This window comes from Streptomyces mutabilis (assembly GCF_046628145.1).
GTDB lineage: Bacteria > Actinomycetota > Actinomycetes > Streptomycetales > Streptomycetaceae > Streptomyces > Streptomyces mutabilis.
Genome location: NZ_CP176874.1, coordinates 1304198 through 1328104, shown reverse-complemented (window position 1 = coordinate 1328104; position 23907 = coordinate 1304198). Strand labels below are relative to the sequence as shown.

Annotated in this window: 23 protein-coding genes and 1 riboswitch; of the genes, 15 read left to right on the top strand and 8 right to left on the bottom strand. The window is 71.3% G+C overall.

What is annotated here, in order from left to right:
• The first annotated feature begins 5 nt into the window (after positions 1-5).
• The 6 genes from ACLIN4_RS05755 (at position 6) to ACLIN4_RS05730 (ending at position 5897) form a co-directional block, all read left to right on the top strand.
• A complete protein-coding gene (locus ACLIN4_RS05755) occupies positions 6-866 on the top strand; it encodes a DUF881 domain-containing protein (RefSeq protein WP_107477620.1) in 861 nt (286 codons plus the stop codon).
• 61 nt (positions 867-927) lie between these two features.
• Entirely contained in the window at positions 928-1884 is a 957-nt protein-coding gene (locus ACLIN4_RS05750) for an FHA domain-containing protein (RefSeq protein WP_179342424.1), read from the top strand.
• 42 nt (positions 1885-1926) lie between these two features.
• Positions 1927-2664, top strand: a complete 738-nt coding sequence (locus ACLIN4_RS05745) for a MerR family transcriptional regulator (protein WP_107477621.1) — start codon at positions 1927-1929, stop codon at positions 2662-2664.
• A gap of 139 nt (positions 2665-2803) precedes the next feature.
• Positions 2804-3277: a bifunctional nuclease family protein gene (locus tag ACLIN4_RS05740; protein WP_071528782.1), complete on the top strand. Its 474-nt coding sequence runs from the start codon at positions 2804-2806 to the stop codon at positions 3275-3277.
• Positions 3278-3467: 190 nt separating this feature from the next.
• Positions 3468-4151: a MerR family transcriptional regulator gene (locus ACLIN4_RS05735; protein WP_289907846.1), complete on the top strand. Its 684-nt coding sequence runs from the start codon at positions 3468-3470 to the stop codon at positions 4149-4151.
• Positions 4152-4205: 54 nt separating this feature from the next.
• On the top strand, positions 4206-5897 hold the full coding sequence (locus ACLIN4_RS05730; RefSeq protein ID WP_411575552.1) for a DNA polymerase IV: 1692 nt from the start codon (positions 4206-4208) through the stop codon (positions 5895-5897).
• A 37-nt stretch (positions 5898-5934) separates the two neighbouring features.
• On the opposite strand, the gene ACLIN4_RS05725 is transcribed toward ACLIN4_RS05730, so the two are convergent.
• Entirely contained in the window at positions 5935-6312 is a 378-nt protein-coding gene (locus ACLIN4_RS05725) for a PRC-barrel domain-containing protein (RefSeq protein ID WP_290013832.1), read from the bottom strand.
• 148 nt (positions 6313-6460) lie between these two features.
• Positions 6461-6556: riboswitch (glycine riboswitch) on the top strand.
• A 176-nt stretch (positions 6557-6732) separates the two neighbouring features.
• On the opposite strand from ACLIN4_RS05725, the gene gcvP reads away from it, so the two are divergent.
• Complete coding sequence (gene gcvP, locus ACLIN4_RS05720; RefSeq protein WP_290013831.1) at positions 6733-9618, top strand: aminomethyl-transferring glycine dehydrogenase; 2886 nt, start codon at positions 6733-6735, stop codon at positions 9616-9618.
• A gap of 65 nt (positions 9619-9683) precedes the next feature.
• Here the strand turns inward: gcvP and ACLIN4_RS05715 are convergent, their stop codons facing one another.
• From ACLIN4_RS05715 to ACLIN4_RS05695, 5 genes are all read right to left on the bottom strand, one after another.
• Entirely contained in the window at positions 9684-10103 is a 420-nt protein-coding gene (locus ACLIN4_RS05715; protein WP_290013829.1) for a TOBE domain-containing protein, read from the bottom strand.
• A gap of 27 nt (positions 10104-10130) precedes the next feature.
• A complete protein-coding gene (locus tag ACLIN4_RS05710; RefSeq protein ID WP_382022762.1) occupies positions 10131-11228 on the bottom strand; it encodes an ABC transporter ATP-binding protein in 1098 nt (365 codons plus the stop codon).
• Between the two features lie 176 nt (positions 11229-11404).
• A complete protein-coding gene (locus tag ACLIN4_RS05705) occupies positions 11405-12214 on the bottom strand; it encodes an ABC transporter permease (protein ID WP_107477625.1) in 810 nt (269 codons plus the stop codon).
• Positions 12211-13032, bottom strand: coding sequence for a molybdate ABC transporter substrate-binding protein (modA, locus tag ACLIN4_RS05700; protein WP_411575551.1), 822 nt, complete (start codon positions 13030-13032; stop codon positions 12211-12213). Before modA ends, ACLIN4_RS05705 begins: the two co-directional genes overlap by 4 nt.
• Positions 13033-13230: 198 nt before the next feature.
• The gene (locus tag ACLIN4_RS05695) at positions 13231-13626 is read right to left on the bottom strand and encodes a TOBE domain-containing protein (RefSeq protein ID WP_100044462.1); all 396 of its coding nucleotides are present in this window, start codon (positions 13624-13626) and stop codon (positions 13231-13233) included.
• 131 nt (positions 13627-13757) lie between these two features.
• Between ACLIN4_RS05695 and ACLIN4_RS05690 the strand changes: the two genes are divergently transcribed.
• The 6 genes from ACLIN4_RS05690 to ACLIN4_RS05665 all read left to right on the top strand — a co-directional run bounded on the left by ACLIN4_RS05690 (position 13758) and on the right by ACLIN4_RS05665 (position 19484).
• Positions 13758-14357, top strand: a complete 600-nt coding sequence (locus ACLIN4_RS05690) for a DUF1707 SHOCT-like domain-containing protein (RefSeq protein WP_107477627.1) — start codon at positions 13758-13760, stop codon at positions 14355-14357.
• Between the two features lie 295 nt (positions 14358-14652).
• Positions 14653-14829 carry a hypothetical protein gene (locus ACLIN4_RS05685; RefSeq protein ID WP_179342422.1) on the top strand — a complete coding sequence of 59 codons (177 nt, stop codon included), beginning with the start codon at positions 14653-14655 and terminating at the stop codon, positions 14827-14829.
• Positions 14826-14915 carry a K(+)-transporting ATPase subunit F gene (gene kdpF / locus ACLIN4_RS05680; protein ID WP_009326374.1) on the top strand — a complete coding sequence of 30 codons (90 nt, stop codon included), beginning with the start codon at positions 14826-14828 and terminating at the stop codon, positions 14913-14915. Before ACLIN4_RS05685 ends, kdpF begins: the two co-directional genes overlap by 4 nt.
• An 8-nt stretch (positions 14916-14923) precedes the next feature.
• The gene (gene kdpA, locus ACLIN4_RS05675; RefSeq protein ID WP_382022741.1) at positions 14924-16585 is read left to right on the top strand and encodes a potassium-transporting ATPase subunit KdpA; all 1662 of its coding nucleotides are present in this window, start codon (positions 14924-14926) and stop codon (positions 16583-16585) included.
• A 122-nt stretch (positions 16586-16707) separates the two neighbouring features.
• Positions 16708-18810, top strand: coding sequence for a potassium-transporting ATPase subunit KdpB (kdpB, locus tag ACLIN4_RS05670; RefSeq protein ID WP_411575550.1), 2103 nt, complete (start codon positions 16708-16710; stop codon positions 18808-18810).
• 5 nt (positions 18811-18815) lie between these two features.
• Entirely contained in the window at positions 18816-19484 is a 669-nt protein-coding gene (locus ACLIN4_RS05665; protein WP_100044466.1) for a potassium-transporting ATPase subunit C, read from the top strand.
• A gap of 208 nt (positions 19485-19692) precedes the next feature.
• Here the strand turns inward: ACLIN4_RS05665 and ACLIN4_RS05660 are convergent, their stop codons facing one another.
• Together ACLIN4_RS05660 and ACLIN4_RS05655 are read right to left on the bottom strand one after the other, a co-directional pair.
• The gene (locus ACLIN4_RS05660) at positions 19693-19896 is read right to left on the bottom strand and encodes a DUF5999 family protein (protein WP_107477630.1); all 204 of its coding nucleotides are present in this window, start codon (positions 19894-19896) and stop codon (positions 19693-19695) included.
• Positions 19897-20166: 270 nt separating this feature from the next.
• Positions 20167-20751 (bottom strand): hypothetical protein, encoded by a 585-nt coding sequence (locus ACLIN4_RS05655; RefSeq protein ID WP_289907838.1) that lies wholly within the window; start codon positions 20749-20751, stop codon positions 20167-20169.
• 548 nt (positions 20752-21299) lie between these two features.
• Between ACLIN4_RS05655 and ACLIN4_RS05650 the strand changes: the two genes are divergently transcribed.
• Both ACLIN4_RS05650 and ACLIN4_RS05645 read left to right on the top strand, forming a co-directional pair.
• The gene (locus tag ACLIN4_RS05650) at positions 21300-22817 is read left to right on the top strand and encodes a glutamate-cysteine ligase family protein (protein ID WP_100044469.1); all 1518 of its coding nucleotides are present in this window, start codon (positions 21300-21302) and stop codon (positions 22815-22817) included.
• 124 nt (positions 22818-22941) lie between these two features.
• The gene (locus ACLIN4_RS05645) at positions 22942-23769 is read left to right on the top strand and encodes a CPBP family intramembrane glutamic endopeptidase (protein WP_290013820.1); all 828 of its coding nucleotides are present in this window, start codon (positions 22942-22944) and stop codon (positions 23767-23769) included.
• Positions 23770-23907 lie beyond the last annotated feature (138 nt).

The following is a 23907-nucleotide window of genomic DNA, read 5'->3' as shown; positions in this document are numbered from 1 at the left end:
GGCCGATGAGTGACCAGGACGAGCAGAGCGCGAGCAGCCTGCGCAAGGAACTGCCCGACGAGGTGCCGCCGTCGCCGTCCCCGGCGGGCCAGGCCGCGTCCGGCGGTGCCCCGGAGGCCGGTCGACCGGAGCCGCGGGCCGGACTGACCGGCAGGCAGCGGCTCGTCAAGGGCCTGTGGCCACCGCGTCTGACCCGGGCCCAACTCATCGTGGCCCTCCTCCTGTTCGGCCTCGGGTTCGGCCTTGCGGTCCAGGTGGCCTCGAACAGTGAGGGCGACAGCGCGCTGCGCGGCGCGCGCCAGGAGGATCTGGTCCGCATTCTCGATGAACTGGACGACCGTACCCAGCGTCTAGAAGACGAGAAGCAGGGCCTCGAGAAACAGCGCGACGAGCTGGAGAACAGCTCCGACCAGGCGGAGGAGGCCCGCAAGCAGACGCTCGAGAAGGAGCGGCAACTCGGCGTCCTCGCGGGCACCGTGGCCGCGCAGGGACCCGGGATCACAGTGACGGTCGAGGACGCGAAGGGTGCGGTCGAGGCGAACATGCTGCTCGACGCGATCCAGGAGCTGCGCGCGGCGGGGGCGGAGGCGATCCAGGTGAACGGTGTCCGGGTCGTCGCCGACACGTACCTGACGGACTCCGACAAGTCCGTGAGTGTCGACGGGAACAAGATCAACGCGCCCTATCGTTTCAAGGTCATCGGCAAGCCGCAGGACCTCGAACCGGCTCTCAACATTCCTGGAGGCGTGGTGCAGACTCTGGAGAAGGAACAGGCCACCGTTACTGTTGAGCGGTCGAGCAAGATCGTCGTGGACGCCTTGCGAGCGGCGAAGCGGCCTGACTACGCTCGGTCGTCCTCCCAGTGAACCGGCGGTGCATGGGGGGCGTCCGGCGAGGGCATGAGGTTGCGGGGGGTCGGCGCACCGATTGGGTGGTGCGTGGTGGAAACTGTCTGGTGGAGACGGACGTTGTGAAGGTGTCCGGGTCGGCCAGTACGTTCAGTCAGGGTTCGTCCTGCCCCACGGGCGGGTCTGTTTCGGTCAAGGGGAATCGCCCGTGAAGTTGTTTGCGAAGTTGTTCGGCAAGAGCGCGCGAGAGGGTCGCGAGAACGCGACCGCTCGCCATCGGGCACAGCCTGACGCGGAGGGCGGGCGCCCGATGTTCCGGGACCAGGTGGCTGGTCCGGGCGGTGACATTTCCGGTGGTCAGGGCGCGTCGTCCGTTGACCCTGCGCAGTCCGGCGGCATAGGTTTCGGCCAACCGTCAGCCTCAGGTACGGGTGGGTTCGCCGCCGGTCCGTACGCGTCGAACGCCCCGGCGGGGCAGCCGCGGCAGGAGGAACCGTCCATGTCGGCCCTGGTGTGTACGAGGTGCGGTAACCGCAACGCGGAGAACAGCCGCTTCTGCTCCAACTGCGGAGCGCCACTGCGGCCGGGGGCCGTTCCGGAGCGTGCGTCCGAGACGACCTCCACGATCTCCATCTCGGGCCTGGAGGCCTACGACGCCGAGGTGACCGGTCAGACCGCGATCCCGGCGCTCTCGCCCGAGGCGCAGGCCGCGGTGGACGCGCTGCCGCTCGGGTCCGCGCTCCTGGTCGTGCGCCGTGGCCCGAACTCGGGCAGCCGCTTCCTGCTGGACAGCGAGCTGACCACCGCCGGACGTCACCCGCAGAGCGACATCTTCCTGGACGACGTGACGGTCTCGCGCCGGCACGTGGAGTTCCGCCGCAGCCACGACGGCTCGTTCACGGTCGCCGACGTCGGCAGCCTGAACGGCACGTACGTCAACCGCGAGCGCATCGACCAGGTCGCCCTGTCGAACGGTGACGAGGTGCAGATCGGCAAGTACCGGCTGGTCTTCTACGCGAGCCAGCGGGGTTACTGACCGCCCCCGGGCAGCCGCCCGGGGAACCTCCAGGGAAGGTCCATGCTTCAAACACCGAGCGGTGGTGCCGGGCACGGCACCACCGCCGCGGACAGTGGGCTGATGAGCATCGGCGCGGTACTGAACGCACTGCGCGACGAGTTCCCCGACATCACCATCTCCAAGATCCGTTTCCTGGAGTCGGAAGGGCTCGTCGAGCCGCGGCGGACCCCGGCCGGGTACCGCAAGTTCAGCGCGCACGACGTCGAGCGTCTCGGCCAGGTGCTGCGCATGCAGCGGGACCACTACCTGCCGCTGAAGGTGATCCGCGAGCATCTGGACGCCATGGAGCGCGGTGAGGCCGTGCCGCTGCCGACGCTGGGCCGGCAGCGGGACGGAGCGCCCGCGCCGGAGCCGGCCGAAGGGCCCGCGGCGGCCCGGATCGGGCGCGAGGAGCTGCTTGCCGCGGCCGGCATCGACGAGCAGGAACTGAAGGAGTGGGAGTCGTACGGACTCGTCACTCCGCTCTCCGACGGCGCGTACGACGCCGAGACGGTGACGGTGGCGTCGCTGGTGGTGCAGCTGGGCCGGTTCGGCATCGAGCCGAGGCACCTGCGGGTGATGAAGGCCGCCGCCGACCGGGAGGCCGGTCTCGTGGACCAGGTGGTGGCGCCGCTGAAGCGCCACCGCAACCCACAGACCAGGGCCCACGCCGAGGCCCGCACCAAGGAGCTGGCGGGGCTTGCGGTGAAGCTGCACGCCGCGCTGGTGCAGACCGCCCTGGGCGTGCGGCTGCCCTGACCGAGGCCGGCCGCTGCCCGGCCGAGCCCCGGCGGCAGCCTGTCCGAGGGGTGTCCGAGGGTCCGGTCCTGCACCCGGATCGCCCACCCGATCCCGGCCCGACTACCCAAATGTCCCGGGCACGGCCTAGGGTTGCTGTGTGAACGAGCTCGATGTCGTAGGTGTCCGGGTCGAGATGCCCTCCAACCAACCGATCGTGCTGCTGCGCGAGGTGGGAGGCGACCGCTTCCTCCCCATCTGGATCGGGCCGGGGGAGGCGACGGCGATCGCCTTCGCCCAGCAGGGCATGGCCCCGGCGCGCCCGCTGACCCACGACCTGTTCAAGGACGTGCTGGAAGCCGTCGGCCAGGAGCTCACGGAAGTGCGCATCACAGACCTGCGGGACGGGGTCTTCTACGCCGAGCTGGTCTTCGCGAGCGGGGTCGAGGTCAGTGCCAGGCCGTCCGACGCCATAGCGCTGGCATTGCGCACCGGAACGCCGATCTACGGCAGCGACACGGTCCTCGACGACGCCGGCATCGCCATCCCGGACGAGCAGGAGGACGAGGTGGAGAAGTTCCGCGAGTTCCTCGACCAGATCTCGCCGGAGGACTTCGGAACCAGCAATCAGTGAGCCGCGGACGAGGCGCTCCCCGAGGCGGCGAACGGCCCTTTTGGGCACATTCGGCTAGCCTTTCCCCGCGATGGGGCACGGGAAACCACTCGTAGGGTGATTATCACTCGGCGTGCCGAGTGTGGCGATCGTTGACGCACCCTTGGTGACTGCCTACCGTCGAGGAGGCAGGTCAAGGACGGAGGTCGGCGTGAGAATCAGCGGCGACGGTACGGCTGGGGGTGGCTCCGGGCACAGCCTCGGGGCAAGCGGTCCGTACCCTCCCCCGGGCTCTCGGCTCCGTGCGGGCGGGGGCTACCCGCAGCACGGTGGCGCGGCCGATCCGGCTCAGCAGCGACCGGCTGCGGTGCCGAGCAGCGGAGGGGCGACGTCCATGGCGTCCGACCAGATCGGCTACCGCGGGCCGACGGCCTGCGCGGCCGCCGGTATCACCTACCGGCAGCTCGACTACTGGGCCCGCACCGGCCTCGTCGAGCCCAGCGTGCGACCCGCGCACGGCTCCGGGACGCAGCGCCTGTACAGCTTCCGCGACGTGGTCGTGCTGAAGATCGTCAAGCGCTTCCTCGACACCGGCGTGTCCCTGCAGAACATCCGCACCGCCGTCCAGCACCTCAGGGAGCGCGGCTTCCGGGACCTGGAGCGGATGACGCTGATGAGCGACGGCGCCACCGTCCACGAGTGCACCTCGCCCGACGAGGTGCACGCCTTGCTCCAGGGCGGTCAGGGCGTCTTCGGCATCGCCGTCGGCGTGGTCTGGCGGGACGTGGAGAGCGCGCTGTCCCAGTTGCACGGCGAGCGGATCGACACGGGCGAGACCCTGGTCGGGCACAATCCCGCCGACGAGCTGGCGCGGCGGCGCAACCGGGCGGTCTGAGCACCGCGGCTCGCGGGCAGGGCGTTGTCAGTGGCGTAGGGCACCATCGGACATGTGAGAACCGCGCCCACGATCCTGCATCTCGACATGGATGCCTTCTTCGCCTCGGTGGAGCAGGCGTCCAAGCCGAGTCTGCGCGGGAAGGCCGTGGTCGTGGGCGGCCTGGGGCCGCGCGGGGTGGTGGCCACCGCGTCGTACGAGGCCCGGGTCTTCGGCGTCCACTCGGCCATGCCCATGGGGCAGGCCCGGCGCCTGGCCCCCAACGCCGCCTACCTCGTCCCGCGCTTCGAGCTGTACCGGACGATCAGCGAGCAGGTGATGCGGCTCCTGCGGGCGCTGTCGCCGTTGGTGGAGCCGCTGAGCCTGGACGAGGCGTTCGTGGACCTGGAGGCCGGTGGCACGGCCTGGGACGCGGATTCGGCCCGGCTGGCGGGGGCGAAGCTGCGCGCGGACATCCGCAGCGTCACCGGTCTCACCGGGTCGGTGGGGCTGGCCGCCTCCAAGATGCTCGCCAAGATCGCCTCCGAGGAGGCCAAGCCCGACGGGCTGGTGCTGATCCCGCCGGGCACGGAGCGGGCCATGCTGGAGCCGATGTCCGTGCGGACGCTGCCCGGCGTGGGGCCGGCGACCGGCGACCATCTGCGGCGGGCCGGTATCACCACGGTCGGCGAACTCGCCGAGGCCGGCGAGGACGAGCTCGTACGGCTGCTGGGCAAGGCGCACGGGCACGCCCTGTACGCCATGGCCCTGGCCCGCGACGAGCGGCCCGTGGTGGCGGAGCGGGAGACCAAGTCGGTGTCGGTCGAGGACACCTACGACGTCGACATCCACGACCGGACGCGGGTCGGCATGGAGGTGCAGCGGCTGGCGGACCGGTGCGTGCGCCGGCTGCGCGGTTCGGGGTTGTCGGGGCGGACCATCGTGCTCAAGGTGCGCAGGTACGACTTCTCCACCCTGACGCGCTCCGAGACCCTGCGCGGGCCGACGGACGACCCGGCGGTGGTGCGGGAGGCGGCGGCGCGGCTGCTGGACCTGGTGGACACCACGGGCGGTGTGCGGCTGCTCGGGGTGGGCGTGAGCGGGCTCGCCGACTACACACAGGAGGACCTCTTCGCCCAGGCGGCGGGGGACCGGACCGACGAGGACGTGGAGGAGCCCGAGGCCGAGCCCGCCGAGGAGCACCGTCCCGCGCCCGGTGAGCGCCGGTGGCCGGCGGGGCACGACGTGCGGCACACGGAGTACGGGCACGGCTGGGTACAGGGCAGCGGGCTGGGGCGGGTCACCGTGCGCTTCGAGACGCCGTACTCGGAGACCGGCAGGGTGCGGACCTTCCCGGTGGACGACCCGGACCTGGCACCGGCGGATCCGCTGCCGCTGGTCCCGCCGGTCGCGACGGTCGCGACGGTCGCGCGAAGACCGGGGACGGCAGGGGCGGGGCACATGGACGCCGATGTGGAGACGGGCCCGGGGTCCGATGCGGAGGCCTGCCCGGTGTCCGACTCGGCGGCTCGACCGGGTGTGGACGCGGAGAGGGGCCTGAGCCGAGACGCGGAGACCGGCCCGACGATTCCCGACGCGGGGACGGCCCCGCGTCGAGACGCGGAGAACGGCCCGGATTTCGGCGCCGATACCGCCCCGATCCCTGACGCCGATGTTGTCCGCCCGGCGCCCGACGCCAAGACCGGCTCGACGCACCCGACGCACCCGACGCACCCGACGCACCCGACGCATCCGGCACCCGGTTGACGGCGCGTGCCGCAGGACGGTGGGCCGGGCCGGACCGTCAGGCGTCCTCCTTGCCCTGGCCTGCCAGCTTGCCGAAGTCATGGTCGGGCGGCGGGGGAGGGGCGGCCACGTCGAGGCCGTAGTGGTGGTAGAGCTGGAGCTCCTGCTCCGGGGAGAGGTGGCGGCCGACGCCGAAGTCGGGGGCTTCCTTGATCAGAGCGCGGTCGAAGGGCACGCGCAGCGTGCCGTCCACCAGCTCGCTCGGCTCCAGGGGGACGAAGGCGTCCCTGCTGAACAGTCCGGTGCGGATGGCCGCCCATTCGGGGACGCCGGTGGCGTCGTCGAGGTAGACCTCGTCGACGGTGCCGATCCGGGTGCCGTCGCGGTCGAACGCCTTGCGGCCGATCAGGTTGCGCGGGTCTATCTCGGTACGCACGGGCCCTCCACTTGGTCGCACTGGGGTCGTGCACCAGCCGACCCGCCAGCCGCCGAAATCATCCGTAGTACTACAAAAGAGCACATAGAGCCGGTCGGCCACTCGAAGGTCCGTGCGGCGACCTCGCTGGTACGCTGGCAACGGCTGCTGACCCCGTGCGGGAGAGTCCTCCGGACATCACCGGAGGCGCCGAAGGAGCAAATCCTCCCCGGAATCTCTCAGGCCCACGTACCGCACGGACGAGGTCACTCTGGAAAGCAGGGCGGGTGTCGACGGCGTCCGCTCTCACCGACGGTGAAAGCCGGGAGCGCCCTCGGGTCGCCCGGTGAAGCTCTCAGGTTGAGATGACAGAGGGGGAGGCCGTCCGGGTACCCGCGCCGTGGTGCCCCTCGCAGGTCGTCAGACCAGGAGGCCTCCGCAATGACCGCCCATCGCACCCCGCTCACCGAACTCGAACAGGCCATGCCGTTCGAGCAGCGCCACATCGGCCCCGACCACGAGGCCCGGGCCAAGATGCTCGCGCAGGTCGGTTACGGCTCGCTCGACGAGCTGACGGCCGCCGCGGTGCCGGATGTGATCAAGAACTCCGACGCGTTGGACCTGCCCGGTGCGCGCTCCGAGGCCGAGGTGCTGGCCGAGCTGCGCTCCCTGGCCGACCGCAACCAGGTCCTCGACTCCATGATCGGCCTCGGCTACTACGGCACCTTCACCCCGCCGGTCATCCTGCGCAACGTCATGGAGAACCCGGCCTGGTACACCGCGTACACGCCGTACCAGCCGGAGATCTCCCAGGGCCGCCTGGAGGCCCTGCTGAACTTCCAGACGATGGTCGCCGAGCTCACCGGCCTGCCCACCTCCGGCGCCTCGCTGCTGGACGAGGGCACCGCCGCCGCCGAGGCGATGGCGCTGTCGAGGCGCATGGGCAAGAACAAGAAGGGCCTCTTCCTGGTCGACGCGGACGCGCTGCCGCAGACCATCGCCGTCATCCAGACCCGTGCCGAGCCGACCGGTGTCGAGGTCGTCGTCGCCGACCTGAGCGAGGGCATCCCCGCCGAGGTCGCCGAGCGGGAGATCAACGGCGTTCTGATCCAGTACCCGGGCGCCTCCGGTGCCGTACGCGACATCAAGCCGGTGATCGACCGGGCGCACGAGCTCGGCGCCCTCGTCACCGTCGCCGCCGACCTGCTCGCCCTCACGCTGCTGACCTCGCCCGGTGAGCTGGGCGCGGACATCGCGGTCGGCACGACGCAGCGCTTCGGCGTGCCGATGGGCTTCGGCGGGCCGCACGCCGGCTACATGGCGGTGCACGAGAAGTTCGCCCGCAGCCTGCCCGGCCGCCTGGTCGGCGTCTCCGTGGACGCGGACGGCAACAAGGCCTACCGCCTCGCCCTGCAGACCCGCGAGCAGCACATCCGCCGCGAGAAGGCCACCAGCAACATCTGCACGGCGCAGGTGCTGCTCGCCGTCATGGCCGGCATGTACGCCGTCTACCACGGGCCGGAGGGACTGCGGGCCATCGCGCGGCGCACCCACCGGTACGCCTCGATCACCGCCGCGGGCCTCGCGGCCGGTGGCGTCGAGATCGTGCACGGCGCCTACTTCGACACGGTCACCGCACGGGTCCCCGGCCGCGCCGGCGCGATCGTCCACGCCGCCCGCGAGAACGGCATCAACCTGCGCCTCGTCGACGCCGACCACGTGTCGTTCGCCTGCGACGAGACCACCACGCGCGCCCAGGTCGGCGGCGTGTGGAACGCCTTCGGCGTCGAGGGCGACATCGAGGCGCTGGACGCGGCGACCGAGGAGACGCTGCCCGAGGCGCTGCTGCGCACGGACGACTTCCTGACCCACCCGGTCTTCCACCAGCACCGCTCCGAGACGGCGATGCTGCGCTACCTGCGCCGCCTGGCCGACCGTGACTACGCGCTGGACCGCGGCATGATCCCGCTGGGCTCCTGCACCATGAAGCTCAACGCGACCACCGAGATGGAGCCGGTCACCTGGTCCGAGTTCGGGCAGCTGCACCCCTTCGCGCCCGCCGAGCAGGCGCAGGGCTACCTCACGCTCATCCGTGAGCTGGAGGAGCGGCTCGCCGAGGTCACCGGGTACGACAAGGTCTCGCTCCAGCCCAACGCCGGATCGCAGGGCGAGTTCGCGGGCCTGCTCGCCGTACGCGGCTACCACCGTGCCAACGGCGACGACCAGCGCACCGTCTGCCTCATCCCGTCCTCCGCGCACGGCACCAACGCCGCCAGCGCCGTGATGGCCGGCATGAAGGTCGTCGTCGTCAAGACCGCCGAGGACGGCGAGATCGATGTCGAGGACCTGCGCGCCAAGATCGAGAAGCACCGCGACGAGCTGGCCGTGCTGATGATCACGTACCCCTCCACGCACGGCGTCTTCGAGGAGCACGTCGCCGACATCTGCGCCCGGGTGCACGACGCCGGCGGCCAGGTCTACGTGGACGGCGCCAACCTCAACGCCCTGGTCGGCCTCGCCAAGCCCGGTCACTTCGGCGGCGACGTCTCCCACCTGAACCTGCACAAGACGTTCTGCATCCCGCACGGCGGCGGCGGTCCCGGCGTCGGCCCCGTGGCCGTACGGTCGCACCTGGCGCCGTACCTGCCCAACCACCCGCTGCAGCCCGCGGCCGGTCCGCAGACGGGCGTCGGCCCGATCTCGGCGGCGCCGTGGGGCTCGGCCGGCATCCTGCCGATCTCGTGGTCGTACGTCCGGCTGATGGGCGGCGAGGGGCTCAAGCGGGCCACGCAGGTGGCCGTGCTGTCCGCCAACTACATCGCCAAGCGACTGGAGCCGCACTTCCCGGTGCTGTACACCGGTCCGGGCGGGCTGGTGGCGCACGAGTGCATCATCGACCTGCGTCCGCTGACCAAGGCGACCGGAGTGAGTGTCGACGACGTCGCCAAGCGCCTGATCGACTACGGCTTCCACGCGCCGACGATGTCCTTCCCGGTGGCCGGCACGCTGATGATCGAGCCGACCGAGTCCGAGGACCTGGCCGAGCTGGACCGTTTCTGCGACGCGATGATCGCCATCCGCGCGGAGATCGAGAAGGTCGGCTCCGGTGCCTGGTCCGCAGACGACAACCCGCTGCGGGGCGCACCGCACACCGCCGGCGCGCTGGGCGGAGACTGGGACCACGCGTACACGCGCGAGGAGGCCGTCTTCCCGGCAGGGGTGTCCGCCGCCGACAAGTACTGGCCGCCGGTGCGCCGCATCGACCAGGCCTACGGCGACCGGAACCTCGTCTGCTCCTGCCCGCCGCTGGACGCGTACGAGGACTGAGCCGACAGGCACAGGCCCCGTCCGGCCCCGCTGGGGGACCGGGCGGGGCCCTTCCCGTCGTACGGTCACACCGTCGCCAGGGACACCTCCGTCGATTTGACCAGCGCGACGACGGGGGTGCCGACGGTGAGGCCGAGGTCGTCGGCGGCTTCCGTGGTGATCGCCGCGGTGATTTCGGCGCCCTCGACGGCGACGTGGACGGACGCCATCGCCGCGTCGGTGCTGCGGGCGGTGACCGTGCCCGGGAGCCGGTTGCGGATGGACAGGCCCTCGACGCGGCCGGTGGCCAAGGAGACCTCCGTCGACTTCACGAGGGCGTGGACGGCGGTTCCGGTGGCCAGCGCGAGGTCGTCGGCGGCGTCCCGGGTGATCGCCGCGGTGAGGTCCTGGCCGCCCGAGAGGCGGACCCTGACCGTCGCCATGGCCTCGCCCGGGGTGACGGCGGTGACGGTGCCGGGGAGCTGGTTGCGGATACTCAGGCTCATGGAGGGCACCGTAGCCCGGTGAGGGTGCTATGCCGGGTATGCGTGTGTCTGCGTCGCCTTGACCGTCGCCCACACCGGCGCTCCCGGGTGGAGGCCGAGTTCCGCCGCGGCGACCGTGGTGAGGTCGGCGGCGAGCGGGAGTTCGCCGGTGAGGTCCACGCGGATCTGGTCGCCGTGGGTCTCCAGGCCCGCGACCTCGCAGCGCCACAGGTTACGGGCGCTGGAGCCGCCGGGGCGTTCGCCGTACAGGGTCACGGCGCTCGGCGGGAAGGCCACGAAGACCGGGCCGAAGAGGTCCTCGGTGGTGGTGATGGCCGGACCGGCGTCCAGCCGGACCGTGTGGCCGTCGGCCTGCCCGCGGTACAGGTTCAGGCCGACCAGCTGCGCGATGTAGTCGGTGCGCGGCCTGCGGGCGATGTCGGCGGGGCCGCCTTCCTGCACGACCCGGCCGTCTTCGACCACGACCAGCCGGTCGGCCAGCACCATGGCGTCCAGCGGGTCGTGGGTGACCAGCACGGCGACGGCCTCGAACTCGGCCAGGTGGCGGCGGAGCTGGGCCCGCACCTCCAGCCGTGTACGGGCGTCCAGTGCCGCGAGGGGCTCGTCGAGGAGGAGCAGCCGGGGGTTGGTGGCGAGGGCGCGGGCGAGGGCGACGCGCTGGGCCTGACCGCCGGAGAGGCGGCGCGGCCTGGCGCCCGCGTGGTCGGCCAGGCCCATCCGGTCCAGCCAGGCGGCGGCCCGCGCACGGGCCTGCGCCTTGCTCGCTCCCCGGCAGCGCGGTCCGAACGCGACGTTGTCGAGTGCGGACAGGTGCGGGAAGAGCAGGTAGTCCTGGAAGACCACGCCGACCGGCCGGGACTCGGGCGGCATGCGGTCCAGCGCGGTCCCGTCGAGGCGCAGGTGGCCGTCGGTGAGCGGGGCCAGGCCCGCGAGTGCGCGCAGGGCGGTGGTCTTGCCGGCGCCGTTGGGGCCGAGCAGAGCGACCACGTCGCCCGGTGCGGCGGTCAGCGTGACGTCCAGGCGGAAGGTGCCGCGGTCCACGACGAGCCGGGCGTCGAGGCCGCTGCCGGTGGCGTGGGCGGCGGTGGGTTCCGTGGTGGTGGTCGGTGCGTCTGGATCGGTCATGTCGTCCTCGTCCGGTCCGCTGGAGGACTTCTTGCGGGCTGCCATGTTGTTCTTGTCCGGTCCGCTGGAGGATTCGGTACGGGCTGTCAGGTCGCCCTCGTCCGGTCCGCTGGAGGATTTGGTACGGGCTGTCATGTCGCCCTCGGCCGGTCCGTCGGAGGACTTCGTCCGAGCCGTCATGTCGCCCTCATCCAGCGGTCCCGCAGACCGGCCAGTACGGCGATGGAGACGGCCAGCAGGACCAGGCTGAGGGCGATCGCCGCCGCGGGGTCGTTCTGCAGGGCGAGGTAGACCGCGAGCGGCATGGTCTGGGTCCGCCCCGGGAAGTTGCCGGCGAACGTGATCGTCGCCCCGAACTCGCCCAGCGCCCGGGCCCACGCCAGGACGGCACCCGCCGCGATGCCCGGCGCGATCAGCGGCAGCGTGACCCGGCGGAACGCGGTGAAGCGGGACGCGCCCAGGGTCGTGGCCGCCTCCTCGAAGCGGGGGTCGGCGGCACGCAGGGTGCCCTCCACGCTGATGACGAGGAACGGCATGGCCACGAACGTCTCCGCGAGGATCACACCCGTCGTCGTGAACGGCAGCGTGATCCCGAACCAGGCGTCCAGCCACTGCCCGACGACGCCGTTGCGGCCGAACGCCAGCAGGAGCGCCACGCCGCCCACCACCGGGGGAAGCACCAGTGGCAGCGTCACCAGTGCCCGCACGAAGCCGCGGCCGGGAAACTCCGTGCGGGCCAGCAGCCAGGCCAGGGGCACGCCCACGACCAGGCTCAGCAGGGTCGCCGACGTGGCGCACAGCAGCGACAGTCGCAGTGCCTGCCACACCTCCGGACTGGTCAGCTGGTCGGGCAGGTCCCTCCACGGGGCCCGCACCAGCAGGGCGATCAGCGGCAGCAGCAGGAACGCCAGGCCGACCAGGGCGGGCACCAGCAGGGGGACCGGCACCGTGCGGGCGCCGGTCCTCGGGGCGTCGGACTTCCTCACGGCGTGCTGAACCCGGCGGCCGTCAGCACCCGCTGCCCCTCGCCGGACCTCACCAGTTCGACGAAGGCCTTCGCCGCGCCGGCGTTGGGGGCGTCCTCGAGGACGGCGATCGGGTAGTCGTTGACGGCCTCGGCCGCCTCGGGGAAGTCCACGCCCGTCACCTTGTCACCGGCCGCCTTCACGTCGGTCCGGTAGACGACGGCGGCGTCGGCCTCCTTCAGCTCGACCTTCGTCAGGGCCGCCTTGACGTCCTGCTCGTAGGAGGCCGGGGTGAGTTCGACCCCGCCGGCCTCCAGCGCCTTCCGCGCCGCGGCACCGCACGGCACGGCCTCGTCGCACAGCACGACCTTGAGACCGGAGGCGGTGAGGTCCTTCAGGGCGGAGATCCCCTCGGGGTTGCCCGGCAGCGTGGCGATCTCCAGCCGGTTGCGGACGAAGGTGGACGGCTCGCCGGCCGTCGCCCCGGCGTCGGTGACGGTGGCCATCGTCTTCGGGCTGGCGGAAGCGAAGACGTCCGCCGGGGCGCCGCTGGTGATGCCCGCGGCGAGGGCGTCGCTGCCGCCGAAGTTGAAGGTGACCTCGGTGCCCGGGTGCTGCTTCTCGAACCTCTCGCCGAGCGTCGTGAAGCTCTCCTCGAGCGAGGCGGCGGCGAAGACGGTGACCTGGCCGGAGACCTCCGCGGAACCGGCCGAGTCCGAGCCCTCCTCCGAGCCGGTGGAGGACGAGCAGGCGCTCAGGGCCAGCAGCACGGCGGCCCCCGCGCCGCTCGCCCGCAGACTCCGGCGGAGGCGGCGGGTCCTGCACACGGAACGGGTCATCACGGGCCACTCCCTCTGCGTCCTCTGCCAGGAGTCCGGCAGCCCGGTGACCGGGCGCACCGCGGACTCCCCGTTACGCCGATCATACTTCCGCATCTGCCAGCCATAAGTCTGCTGTCACATCGCATGAGCGAGCTGGATTCCGTGGAAGGCTGGTATGTGCGTTCGTACGGGGTGCGGGGAGGCGGTCAGAGGCGGTCAGACCCTGTCGACATGTACGTTCGTCGACTTCACGCGAGCGGTGGCCTCCATGCCGACCTCCAGGCCGAGTTCCTCCACCGCCTCGCGGGTCAGCAGGGAGACCAGACGGTGGGGACCGGCCTGGATCTCGACCTGCGCGGCGACGTCGCCGAGCTTGATCGCCGTCACGATGCCCGGGAAGGCGTTCCGGACCGAGGTGTGCGGGGGCTCCTCGTCGGCGCCCTCGGAGCGGGCGAGTTCGACCGAGAAGGCGGCCAGGTCCCGTCCGTCGACGAGTCGCCGCCCGCCCTCGTCGCGGTGGGTGGTGATCCGGCCCGCGTCGGCCCAGCGGCGTGCGGTGTCCGGGCTGACGCCGAGCAGCCGCGCCGCCTGGCCGATCGTGTAGGACTGCATGCCGGTCACGATAGGGCGCGGCCGGGGAACGGTGGACGCGGGGTTGGCCGTTGGGTATAACGCGATATAGCGTTAGTCTTCGGTGGGATGAGAGGGCGTTCGCCCGGACGTCCGGGAGATCGGGGTGGAGCATGGCGGTGCAGCACTCGGGAAGCGGCGAAGTGTCGTCCGTGATCAGGGCGTCGCACGAGGACCGCGACCGGGTCGTGGACGTACTCAGCGCCGCCACCGCCGACGGCCGGCTCACCGCCGGCGAACTCGACGAGCGGGTCGGCGCGGCTCTCTCCGCCCGCACCCTGGGCGAGTTGGCCGTCCTCACGGCGGACCTCCCGGCGCTGCCGGACGCGACCGCCGCCGTCGCGGCCAAGGACGTCGTCCGCATCGAGCAGGAAGGCGCGTCCACCAGGCGGGGTGACGGCTGGGTGGTGCCGCGGCGGATGGAGATCAGGTCGGCCTGGGGCGAGGTGACACTCGACCTCACCCGTGCCGTGATCACCCACGACACCCTCCACATCGACCTCGACATGCGGGCCGGGTCGCTCAAGCTGGTGACCCGGCCCGGGATCGTGGTGGACACCGACGCCCTGGCGGCGAGCTACGCCGAGGTGAAAGTGGGGCGGGCCGTCGACAGCGGGGCGCCCGTCGTGCTGCGCGTGCAGATCACGGGCGAGATCAGCTGGGGGCAGGTCGTGGTGCGTGCGCCGCGGCGCCGGTTCCGCAGGAAGGCGTAGGGGTACGTCACCGCGGCACCGAGCCCTTCCTCCGGCCCCGAGGCCCTGAAGGCCGCCGGTGCGCTCTCGCGCTCGACGCGGTCGGACAGGCGGCGCGGCCCCGTCGCCTCACACAGCGGTGAGCCTGACGTGCACGCCGTCGTTCCCGACGTCTCCGGCAGCGAATCCGCGAACCGCGAATCAGCGAACCGCGAATCCGTGCGCCCGCGCGCCCGTGCGTCGGACGTGCGAGGCCGGGGCCGGACGCCGGCTCCAGACGCCGTAAGAGATCCGTCAAAGGCGTACAGACCACCGTATGGGACCCGTCAACAGCGGGCGCAACCGGTCGGTTCCGGGGTTTTGCTCGAAGCGTCCTAGTCGCAACCGAACTTCACTCCAGGAGCTCACGATGGCCGATCTGGCCTTCGTCGTCGCCACGATCGCGGTGTTCGCGCTGGTGGCTCTCGTCGCCAAGGGGGTGACGAAGCTGTGACCGCCGAGAACGTCGTCGGCCTGGTCGTGGCCGTCGCCCTGCTGGGCTATCTCGTCCTCGCCCTGATCTTCCCGGAGAGGTTCTGAGAACTGACATGGGTCCCGTAACCGCGGGCGTGCTCCAGGTGCTCGCCCTCGTCGGCGCACTGGCGATCGTGCACGTCCCCCTGGGCGACCACATGGCCCGGGTCTACTCCTCCTCCCGGCACCTGCGGGTCGAGAAGTGGATCTACAAGGGCATCGGTGCCAACCCCGACGCGGAGATGCGCTGGACCGCGTACCTGCGCGGCGTGCTCGCCTTCTCCTTCGCCGGCGTCCTCTTCCTCTACCTGCTCCAGCGCGTCCAGGGCATCCTGCCGGGCTCCCTCGGCTTCGATCCGGTGGAGCCGGCGCAGGCCTTCAACACGGCCGCGTCCTTCGTGGCCAACACCAACTGGCAGTCGTACTACGGCGAGCAGACGATGGGGCACGTCGTGCAGACCGCCGGTCTGGCCGTGCAGAACTTCGTCTCCGCGGCCGTCGGCATGGCGGTCGCCGTCGCCCTCGTCCGGGGCTTCGCGCGCGCCCGCACCGGCGAGCTGGGCAACTTCTGGTCCGACCTGGTGCGCGGGGTCACCCGGGTGCTGCTGCCGCTGGCCGTCGTCGGCGCGCTCGTGCTGGTCGCCTGCGGGGTGATCCAGAACTTCTCCGGCATTCACGAGGTCGGGCAGTTCATGGGCGGCTCGCAGCAGTGGAACGGCGGCGCGGTCGCCTCCCAGGAGGCCATCAAGGAGCTGGGCACCAACGGGGGTGGCTACTTCAACGCCAACAGCGCCCACCCCTTCGAGAACCCGACGCCCTTCACGAACCTGTTCGAGATCTTCCTGATCCTGCTGATACCGGTCTCCCTGACCCGGACCTTCGGCCTCATGGTCGGCTCGGTGCGCCAGGGTTACGCGATCCTCGCGACCATGGCCACCATCTGGGTCGGCTTCGTCGCCCTGATGATGTGGACCGAGTTCGCCCACCACGAGGGCGCGCTGCGGATCGCGGGCGGCGCCATGGAGGGCAAGGAGCTGCGCTTCGGGATCGGCGGCTCGTCGATCTTCGCGGTGACCACGACGCTCACCTCCACCGGTGCCGTCGACTCCTTCCACTCGTCGTACACCGGCTTCGGCGGGGGCATCACGATGCTCGGCATGATGCTGGGCGAGATCGCACCCGGCGGTGTCGGCTCCGGGCTCTACGGCATGCTGATCATGGCGGTCATCGCGGTCTTCATCGCGGGGCTCATGGTCGGGCGCACGCCGGAGTACCTGGGCAAGAAGATCGGCCCCCGCGAGATCAAGCTGGCGGCCGTCTACATCCTGATCACCCCGACGCTGGTGCTCGTCTTCACCTCGCTGTCCATGGCCCTGCCGACGCCGCCCGACTCGATGCTCAACCCCGGGGCCCACGGCTTCTCCGAAATCCTGTACGCGTTCACCTCCGCCGCGAACAACAACGGTTCGGCCTTCGCCGGCCTGAACGCCAACACCGACTGGTTCAACACCACTACCGGGCTCGCGATGCTGCTCGGCCGCTTCCTGCCCATGGTGTTCGTCCTGGCCCTGGCCGGTTCACTGGCCGCACAGCAGCCGGTGCCGGCCACCGCGGGCACCCTGCGCACCGAGAAGCCGATGTTCACCGGACTGCTGGTGGGCGCGATTCTGATCATCGTCGGTCTCACCTACTTCCCCGCGCTGGCCCTGGGCCCGCTGGCCGAAGGGCTGGCGTGATGGCCACCCGCATACGGAAGCCCCGGACACAGCAACCGCGCACACAGCAACCCCGCACACAGCAACCCCGCACACAGCGACCCCACATACAGCGCCCCCGTATCCGGAAGCACGAGGACTCCATGTCCGCAGCCACGTCCACACCCCCCGAGTCGCGGGCGCCGCACGGCGACGTACCCGCGGGCCGTCCGTCCACCGAGGGCCGGGTCGGCGCCGGGCTGTTCAGTCCCGCGCAGCTGATCGCGTCGCTGCCCGAGGCCTTCCGCAAGCTCGATCCCAGGGTGATGGTCAAGTCGCCCGTGATGTTCGTGGTGTGGATCGGCTCGGTGCTGACCACCGTCTTCTCCTGCACGGACCCCGGGGACCGGTTCGGCTGGACCATCAGCGCCTGGCTCTGGCTGACCGTGCTCTTCGCCAACCTGGCGGAGGCCGTCGCCGAGGGCCGGGGCAAGGCGCAGGCCGACACGCTGCGCAAGGCCAAGACCGACACGGTCGCCCGCCGGGTCGACGGGACCACCGTCCCCGGCACCGAGCTCGGCGTCGGCGATCTGGTGGTCTGCGAGGCGGGGGACGTCATCCCCGGTGACGGCGACGTCGTCGAGGGTGTCGCCTCGGTCGACGAGTCGGCGATCACCGGTGAGTCGGCCCCCGTCATCCGCGAGTCCGGTGGCGACCGCAGCGCCGTCACCGGTGGGACCAAGGTGCTCTCCGACCGCATCGTCGTCCGGATCACCACGAAACCGGGCGAGACCTTCATCGACCGGATGATCAACCTTGTCGAGGGCGCGGCACGGCAGAAGACGCCGAACGAGATTGCGCTGAACGTCCTGCTGGCCTCGCTGACCGTCGTCTTCCTGCTGGCCTGTGCCACCCTGCCGCCCTTCGCCGATCACGCGGGGACCAGCCTGACGCTGGTGGTACTGGTGGCGCTGCTGGTGTGCCTGATCCCGACCACGATCGGCGCCCTGCTCTCCGCGATCGGCATCGCGGGCATGGACCGCCTGGTCCAGCGCAACGTGCTGGCCATGTCGGGCCGCGCGGTGGAGGCCGCCGGTGACGTCTCCACGCTGCTGCTGGACAAGACCGGCACCATCACCCTCGGCAACCGGCAGGCGGCCGCGTTCGTGCCGGTGCGCGGCACCACCGAGGCCGAGGTGGCGGACGCGGCCCAGCTCTCCTCGCTGGCCGACGAGACGCCCGAGGGCCGCTCGGTCGTCGTACTCGCCAAGGAGAGGTACGGGCTGCGCGAGCGGCACCAGGGCGAGCTGTCCGGCGCCGAGTGGATCTCCTTCACCGCCCAGACCCGGATGTCCGGTGTCGACGTCGACGGCCGGCGCATCCGCAAGGGCGCCGCCGGTTCGGTGACCGCCTGGGTGCGCGAGCGCGGCGGCGAGGTCGCCGAGGACACGGAGCGGCTGGCCGACGGCATCTCCGAGGCGGGAGGCACGCCGCTGCTGGTCGCGGTGGAGGACGGCGACGGGGCGCGTGTGCTCGGAGTCGTCCATCTCAAGGACGTCGTCAAGCACGGCATGCGGGAGCGGTTCGAGGAACTGCGGCGCATGGGCATCAAGACCGTCATGATCACGGGCGACAACCCGCTGACGGCCAAGGCGATCGCCGACGAGGCGGGCGTCGACGACTTCCTCGCGGAGGCGACACCCGAGGACAAGATGGCCCTGATCAAGCGGGAGCAGGCGGGCGGCAAGCTGGTCGCGATGACCGGCGACGGCACCAACGACGCGCCCGCCCTCGCACAGGCCGACGTGGGCGTCGCCATGAACACCGGCACGTCGGCCGCCAAGGAGGCCGGCAACATGGTCGACCTCGACTCCAACCCGACCAAACTCATCGAGATCGTCGAGATCGGCAAGCAGCTCCTCATCACCCGGGGCGCGCTCACCACGTTCTCCATCGCCAACGACGTCGCCAAGTACTTCGCGATCATCCCGGCGCTGTTCGCCGCCGTCTACCCGGGCCTCGACAAGCTCAACATCATGCGCCTGTCCTCGCCGGACTCCGCGATCCTGTCGGCGGTGATCTTCAACGCGCTGATCATCGTGGTGCTGGTGCCGCTGGCCCTGCGCGGGGTGCGCTACCGGCCGATGAGCGCGGACCGGATGCTGCGGCGCAACCTCGCGGTCTACGGCCTCGGCGGGCTGGTCGCCCCCTTCGTCGGCATCAAGGCCATCGACCTGCTCCTGTCCCTCATTCCCGGAATCGGTTGACCGCCATGAACAACTCGGTATCGAACACCGCCCGTCTGCTCGGCGCCGGCCTGCGAGCCCTGCTCGTGCTGACCGTGGTGACGGGCGTCCTCTACCCGCTGGCCGTCACGGGCGTCGCCCAGGCCCTGTTCCACGACGAGGCCAACGGCTCCCGGGTCGAGGCCGACGGCCGCGTCGTCGGCTCCTCGCTGATCGGACAGTCGTACAACCTGCCGCTGAAGCCGGGCCAGGAGACCCCGGAACCGGACCTGAAGTGGTTCCAGGGCCGGCCGGCCAACGGACTCGGGGAGAACACCCTCAACACCCAGTACCGGCTGATCCTTTCCGGCGCCACCAACCTGGCCGCCGACAACCCCGAACTCGTCGAGCAGGTCCGGGCCGCGCAGGCCGCCGTCATCGAGGACAACTCGGTGCCGGGCCACACCGTCGAGCGGTCCGACATCCCCGCCGACGCGGTGACCTCCTCCGGCTCGGGACTGGACCCGGACATCTCCCCGAGCTACGCCGAACTGCAGGTTCCCCGGGTCGCCCGGAACAACGGCCTGCCCGTCGACCGGGTCGAGGAACTGGTCGACGAGCACACCGAGGGCCGGACCCTCGGCTTCGTCGGCGAGCCGCGGGTGAACGTCCTGGAGCTGAACATCGCCCTCAAGGGGCTGACCGCGAAGAGCTGAGGCAACGGGACGGTCGGCTCACTTCGGCGGGGGAGCACGTCCGTCTTGCCGTTCAGGACCCGGGACAGGGTGTTCGCCGACGGCAGCACGGGGGACTACGAGGAGTGACCAGCTCCGGACACACGTCGGGGCCGGTTCGCGGACGAGCGCCCACGGGCCGGCCCCATGATCACCGGGCGGCGCGGTGCCGTACCGCCCGGCCGGGTGCTCAGGCGGCGGTCGTCAGTCCCGCACCGACGGGGCGGTGCGGGGCGATGGCCCGGCCGTCCGGCAGGAGCTCACCGGTGTCCTCGAACAGGACGACGCCGTTGCACAGCAGGCTCCAACCCTGCTCCGGGTGGTGCGCCACGAGGCGGGCGGATTCCCGGTCGGCGGAGTCGGCTGACGGGCACGGCGGCTGGTGCTGACACATGAGTGGGGTCTCTCGGTCTGTCGTGATGGGTGAGTGCGCTGTCTGGTCTGTCCCGCGGCGTGAAACGTCGTTCATGGCCGCCCCCCGTTGTTTCGGTCGGTCCGAACCCAGTGTTGCCCCGCGGGCGTCGATCCGCAGGGATTTCGCGGTACCGCTTCTCACAGGTTGATGACGCGTCACCCGCGCGGACGGTTCATCTCAACGGCACTGTCCCTTCGGGTGGTTCGACATGACCGAATGGGGCTAGTCCGCGCGGGTGGGGGCGGTCGGTCAGGCGGGGGAGCGCAGCAGCCGCGTCGGCGTCACCCGGTGCGAGAGGACCGGCAGGAGGTCGGCGACCCGGTGCGGCCGGTGGGCCGCGATGCCGGGAGGCGCCGGCGCCAGCGGCACCAGCAGGTCGGTGGCCGCGGGGTGCCCGGCGGCGGCGTCCGCCGCCGTGTCGCCGTGCAGCCACAGGGTCAGCATGTAGAGCCCGGGAAGCGACAGCAGGCGCGGCTGGTAGGCCTGGGGCACCGACTCGGCCTGGCGCAGCGCGCGCTCGGTCGAGGTGACGTAGGGGCCTTCGAAGAAGTGCGAGAAAGCCCAGCCGTCGGGCGTCAGCATGGTCTCCGCCGCTGCCACCGCCCGGTCGCCGCAGCGGATGAGGAACCGCCACCCGGTCAGCCGCGTCTCCGTCACACCCTCCGCGGTGATCCGGTCCAGGACGTGCACGGGCAACGGCAGTTCGGGTGTGGTGGGACCCTGCGCGCCGAGCAGGGAGGGAGTCCGGGCCTCACGGACCGCGGTGGGAGAGGAGAGGGCGGTGAGAACGGAACGCAGGGCGGGCGCGGGGGCCGGGGAGACATGCAGGGGCATGACGGTTCGCCTCTCATTCGAAGGCACGGTGGCGCGAGGGCGGGGGCGGACGACGCTGTCGGCTCACGGGGCTGGGGAGGCAGGGGCCGGGGTCCGGGAACCGAGAAGTGGGTGGGACCTGCCGCGCCTCAACTCGGCGGCAGGATCCATCGACCGTGGGCGCCGGTCATCTGCCTTGTCCGCGGAGTTTATACGACATGTGTTCAGACTGTGTTTCCGCTAGCCGATTCCGGCAACCCGTTCAAGACTGCATTCGGCCGTCGATATGCGGGAATCCTCCGCATTTCGAACCGGGTGTACGGCGGTGACCTCGGGGAATGTTCACCGAGCGGTCGGCCAATTGTCGTCGGCGTTTTTCACGAGTTGCCGCCCCGGGAAACTGCTCGATCGTCATGCCCGATGAATGTGCCAGCGGTCACATCGGGACAGCGTAGCGGGTGCCGGACCGGCGCGGGGACGTTATCGATCGCTTCGGCTGGGCATCATCCCACCTGACCGGCCACCGGCGGCCGGATCTTCGACGCACCGCTCCGAGAAGGGACGCTTCCATGGGGGAGAAGGTCGTGGCAGGTCAGTTCGACCTGTCCGATCGCCAGCGCTACCGCGAGAAGCTCCAGCGGTGCCTGACCGGCCTGGAGCGACTCCTGGCGGAGAAGCGGTTCGACCGCCCGAAGAACCTGATGGGGCTGGAGATCGAATTGAATCTCGTCGGTACCGACGGGATGCCGAAAATGTTGAATGCGCAAGTCCTGGAACGCATCGCCAGCCGGGACTTCCAAACAGAACTCGCCATGTTCAACCTGGAAGTCAACATCGCTCCACACCGGCTGGGCGGCCGGGTATTCGACCGTCTCGCCGAGGAGATCCGTACGTCGCTGGCATATGCGGACCGGAAGGCAGGCGAGGTCGACGCGGGAATCGCGATGATCGGTATCCTGCCGACGCTGGACCGTGACGACCTGGTCTCGTCGAATCTCTCCGCCGTCGATCGCTACGCCCTGCTCAACGAGCAGATCGTGGCCGCCCGCGGCGAGGACTTCACCCTCGACATCGAAGGCGTGGAGCGCCTCACCTGCACGTCCAAGTCCATCGCCCCCGAGGCCGCCTGCACCTCGGTGCAGCTGCACCTCCAGGTCACCCCGGACCGCTTCGCGGCCGTGTGGAACGCCGCCCAGGCGGTCACCGCCGCGCAGATCGCCCTCGGTGCCAACGCGCCCTTCCTCTTCGGCCGCGAGCTGTGGCGCGAGTCGCGGCCCCCGCTGTTCCAGCAGTCCACGGACACCCGTCCGCCCGAGCTCCAGGCCCAGGGCGTCCGCCCGCGCACCTGGTTCGGCGAGCGGTGGGTGACCTCGGCGTACGACCTGTTCGAGGAGAACCGGCGCTACTTCCCGGCCCTGCTGCCGATCTGCGACGACGAGGACCCGCTGGAGGTCCTGGACGCGGGCGGTGTGCCCTCCCTCTCCGAACTGGTCCTGCACAACGGCACCGTCTACCGCTGGAACCGCCCCGTCTACGACATCGCCGACGGCGTCCCGCACCTGCGCGTGGAGAACCGCGTCCTGCCCGCGGGCCCCACCGTCACCGACGTCATCGCCAACGCGGCCTTCTACTACGGTGTCGTGCGCGCGCTCGCCGAGGAGCCCCGGCCGCTGTGGCACCGGCTGCCGTTCGAGGCCGCGGCCGCCAACTTCGAGGCCGCGTGCCGGCACGGCATCGACGCCCGCTTCGAGTGGCCCCGGCGCGGCCGGCTGGGCGGCACCACCGAGGTCGACGCCGCCGTCCTCGTCCGCGACGAACTGCTGCCGCTCGCCGAAGCCGGTCTCGACGCGTGGGGCGTGGAGCCCGCCGACCGCGACTTCTACCTCGGCGTCATCGACGAGCGGTGCCGGCGCCGGGTCAACGGCGCGTCCTGGCAGGCGGCCACCTTCCACCGGGCACTGGAGGCGGGCCTGTCCCGGGAGGCGGCACTGGCCGCCACGACCCGCCGCTACGTCGAGCTGATGCGCGAGGGCGACCCCGTGCACCTGTGGCCGGTGGGGCTGCCGGAGCCGGCGCCCACGGGCTGACGCAGCCGGTCGTCACCCCGCCGCGCAGAACCCCGGGGTCGCGGGGCGGGGAGCCCGCACCCCGCCGTACGCCGCCTCATACTGATCGGGCAAGCTGTGACGTCCCAGCTGGAGGCAGGTGTGCATGGCGGAGGCGGGCCCGGTGGACGATTCGATCCCTCAGAAGCCAGTTCCCGGGGAGTCCGCTCCCCAGGAGGGGCTCTCGCGACGCACGCTGCGTGACGAGACGCTGCTCGTCCTGGCGCTCTCGCTGGGTGCCAGCGGGGTCTCCGCCCTGATCAGCTTCGTCGGGTCGGTCACCCGCCCCGGCGGGCTCAAGGACCAGGCGGCCACCCTCAACGCCTCCGCCGCGCCCGGCCGTCCATGGCTGGATCTGGCCTGGCAGCTCTTCGGGATCACCACCGCGCTCGTCCCGGTCGCCCTCGTCGCGCACTTCCTGCTGCGCGAGGGGCGCGGTCTGCGCACCCTGGGCTTCGACCGCACCCGTCCGTGGCCGGACCTGGGCCGGGGGGCCGCGATCGCCGCCGTCATCGGCAGCACCGGCATCGCCTTCTACCTGGCCGCCCGGGGCCTCGGTTTCAATCTCACGGTGGTCCCCGAGGCGCTGCCGGACGTCTGGTGGAAGTTCCCCGTACTGATCCTCTCGGCGGTGCAGAACTCCGTACTGGAGGAGGTCATCGTCGTCGGTTACCTGCTGCGCCGGCTCGACCAGCTCGGCTGGAGCCCGGGCGCGTCACTGGCGGCCAGTTCGGTGCTGCGCGGGTCGTACCACCTCTACCAGGGCATCGGCGGCTTCATCGGCAACATGGTGATGGGCGTGGTGTTCGTCTACCTGTACCGGCGGTGGGGGCGCGTGGGGCCGCTGGTGGTGGCGCACTCGCTGCTCGACATCGGGGCCTTCGTGGGCTACGCGCTGCTGGCCGGGAAGGTGGACTGGCTGCCCACGGCCTGAAGGGGCGCGGGTCGCCGTTCCCTTCCGCGCCGTCGTGGGGTGCGGGTCGCCGCTCGCCTCCCACGGCCATGGGGGTGCGGCTCGCCGCTTCCGTGCCCCGGCCGTGGGGCGCGGGCGCCCGTCGCCGCGCCCCTCCGC

Excerpts from the sequence above, each read along its gene's own strand:
- ACLIN4_RS05745 (WP_107477621.1), top strand. The coding sequence starts at position 1,927 with ATGCTTCAAACACCGAGCGGTGGTGCCGGGCACGGCACCACCGCCGCG.
- ACLIN4_RS05690 (WP_107477627.1), top strand. The coding sequence starts at position 13,758 with ATGGCGGTGCAGCACTCGGGAAGCGGCGAAGTGTCGTCCGTGATCAGG.
- ACLIN4_RS05755 (WP_107477620.1), top strand. The coding sequence starts at position 6 with ATGAGTGACCAGGACGAGCAGAGCGCGAGCAGCCTGCGCAAGGAACTG.
- ACLIN4_RS05645 (WP_290013820.1), top strand. The coding sequence starts at position 22,942 with ATGGCGGAGGCGGGCCCGGTGGACGATTCGATCCCTCAGAAGCCAGTT.
- ACLIN4_RS05685 (WP_179342422.1), top strand. The coding sequence starts at position 14,653 with ATGGGACCCGTCAACAGCGGGCGCAACCGGTCGGTTCCGGGGTTTTGC.
- kdpA (WP_382022741.1), top strand. The coding sequence starts at position 14,924 with ATGGGTCCCGTAACCGCGGGCGTGCTCCAGGTGCTCGCCCTCGTCGGC.
- ACLIN4_RS05665 (WP_100044466.1), top strand. The coding sequence starts at position 18,816 with ATGAACAACTCGGTATCGAACACCGCCCGTCTGCTCGGCGCCGGCCTG.
- ACLIN4_RS05650 (WP_100044469.1), top strand. The coding sequence starts at position 21,300 with ATGGGGGAGAAGGTCGTGGCAGGTCAGTTCGACCTGTCCGATCGCCAG.
- ACLIN4_RS05660 (WP_107477630.1), bottom strand. The coding sequence starts at position 19,896 with ATGTGTCAGCACCAGCCGCCGTGCCCGTCAGCCGACTCCGCCGACCGG.
- modA (WP_411575551.1), bottom strand. The coding sequence starts at position 13,032 with ATGACCCGTTCCGTGTGCAGGACCCGCCGCCTCCGCCGGAGTCTGCGG.
- kdpB (WP_411575550.1), top strand. The coding sequence starts at position 16,708 with ATGTCCGCAGCCACGTCCACACCCCCCGAGTCGCGGGCGCCGCACGGC.
- gcvP (WP_290013831.1), top strand. The coding sequence starts at position 6,733 with ATGACCGCCCATCGCACCCCGCTCACCGAACTCGAACAGGCCATGCCG.
- ACLIN4_RS05710 (WP_382022762.1), bottom strand. The coding sequence starts at position 11,228 with ATGACCGATCCAGACGCACCGACCACCACCACGGAACCCACCGCCGCC.
- ACLIN4_RS05695 (WP_100044462.1), bottom strand. The coding sequence starts at position 13,626 with ATGCAGTCCTACACGATCGGCCAGGCGGCGCGGCTGCTCGGCGTCAGC.
- ACLIN4_RS05715 (WP_290013829.1), bottom strand. The coding sequence starts at position 10,103 with ATGAGCCTGAGTATCCGCAACCAGCTCCCCGGCACCGTCACCGCCGTC.
- ACLIN4_RS05655 (WP_289907838.1), bottom strand. The coding sequence starts at position 20,751 with ATGCCCCTGCATGTCTCCCCGGCCCCCGCGCCCGCCCTGCGTTCCGTT.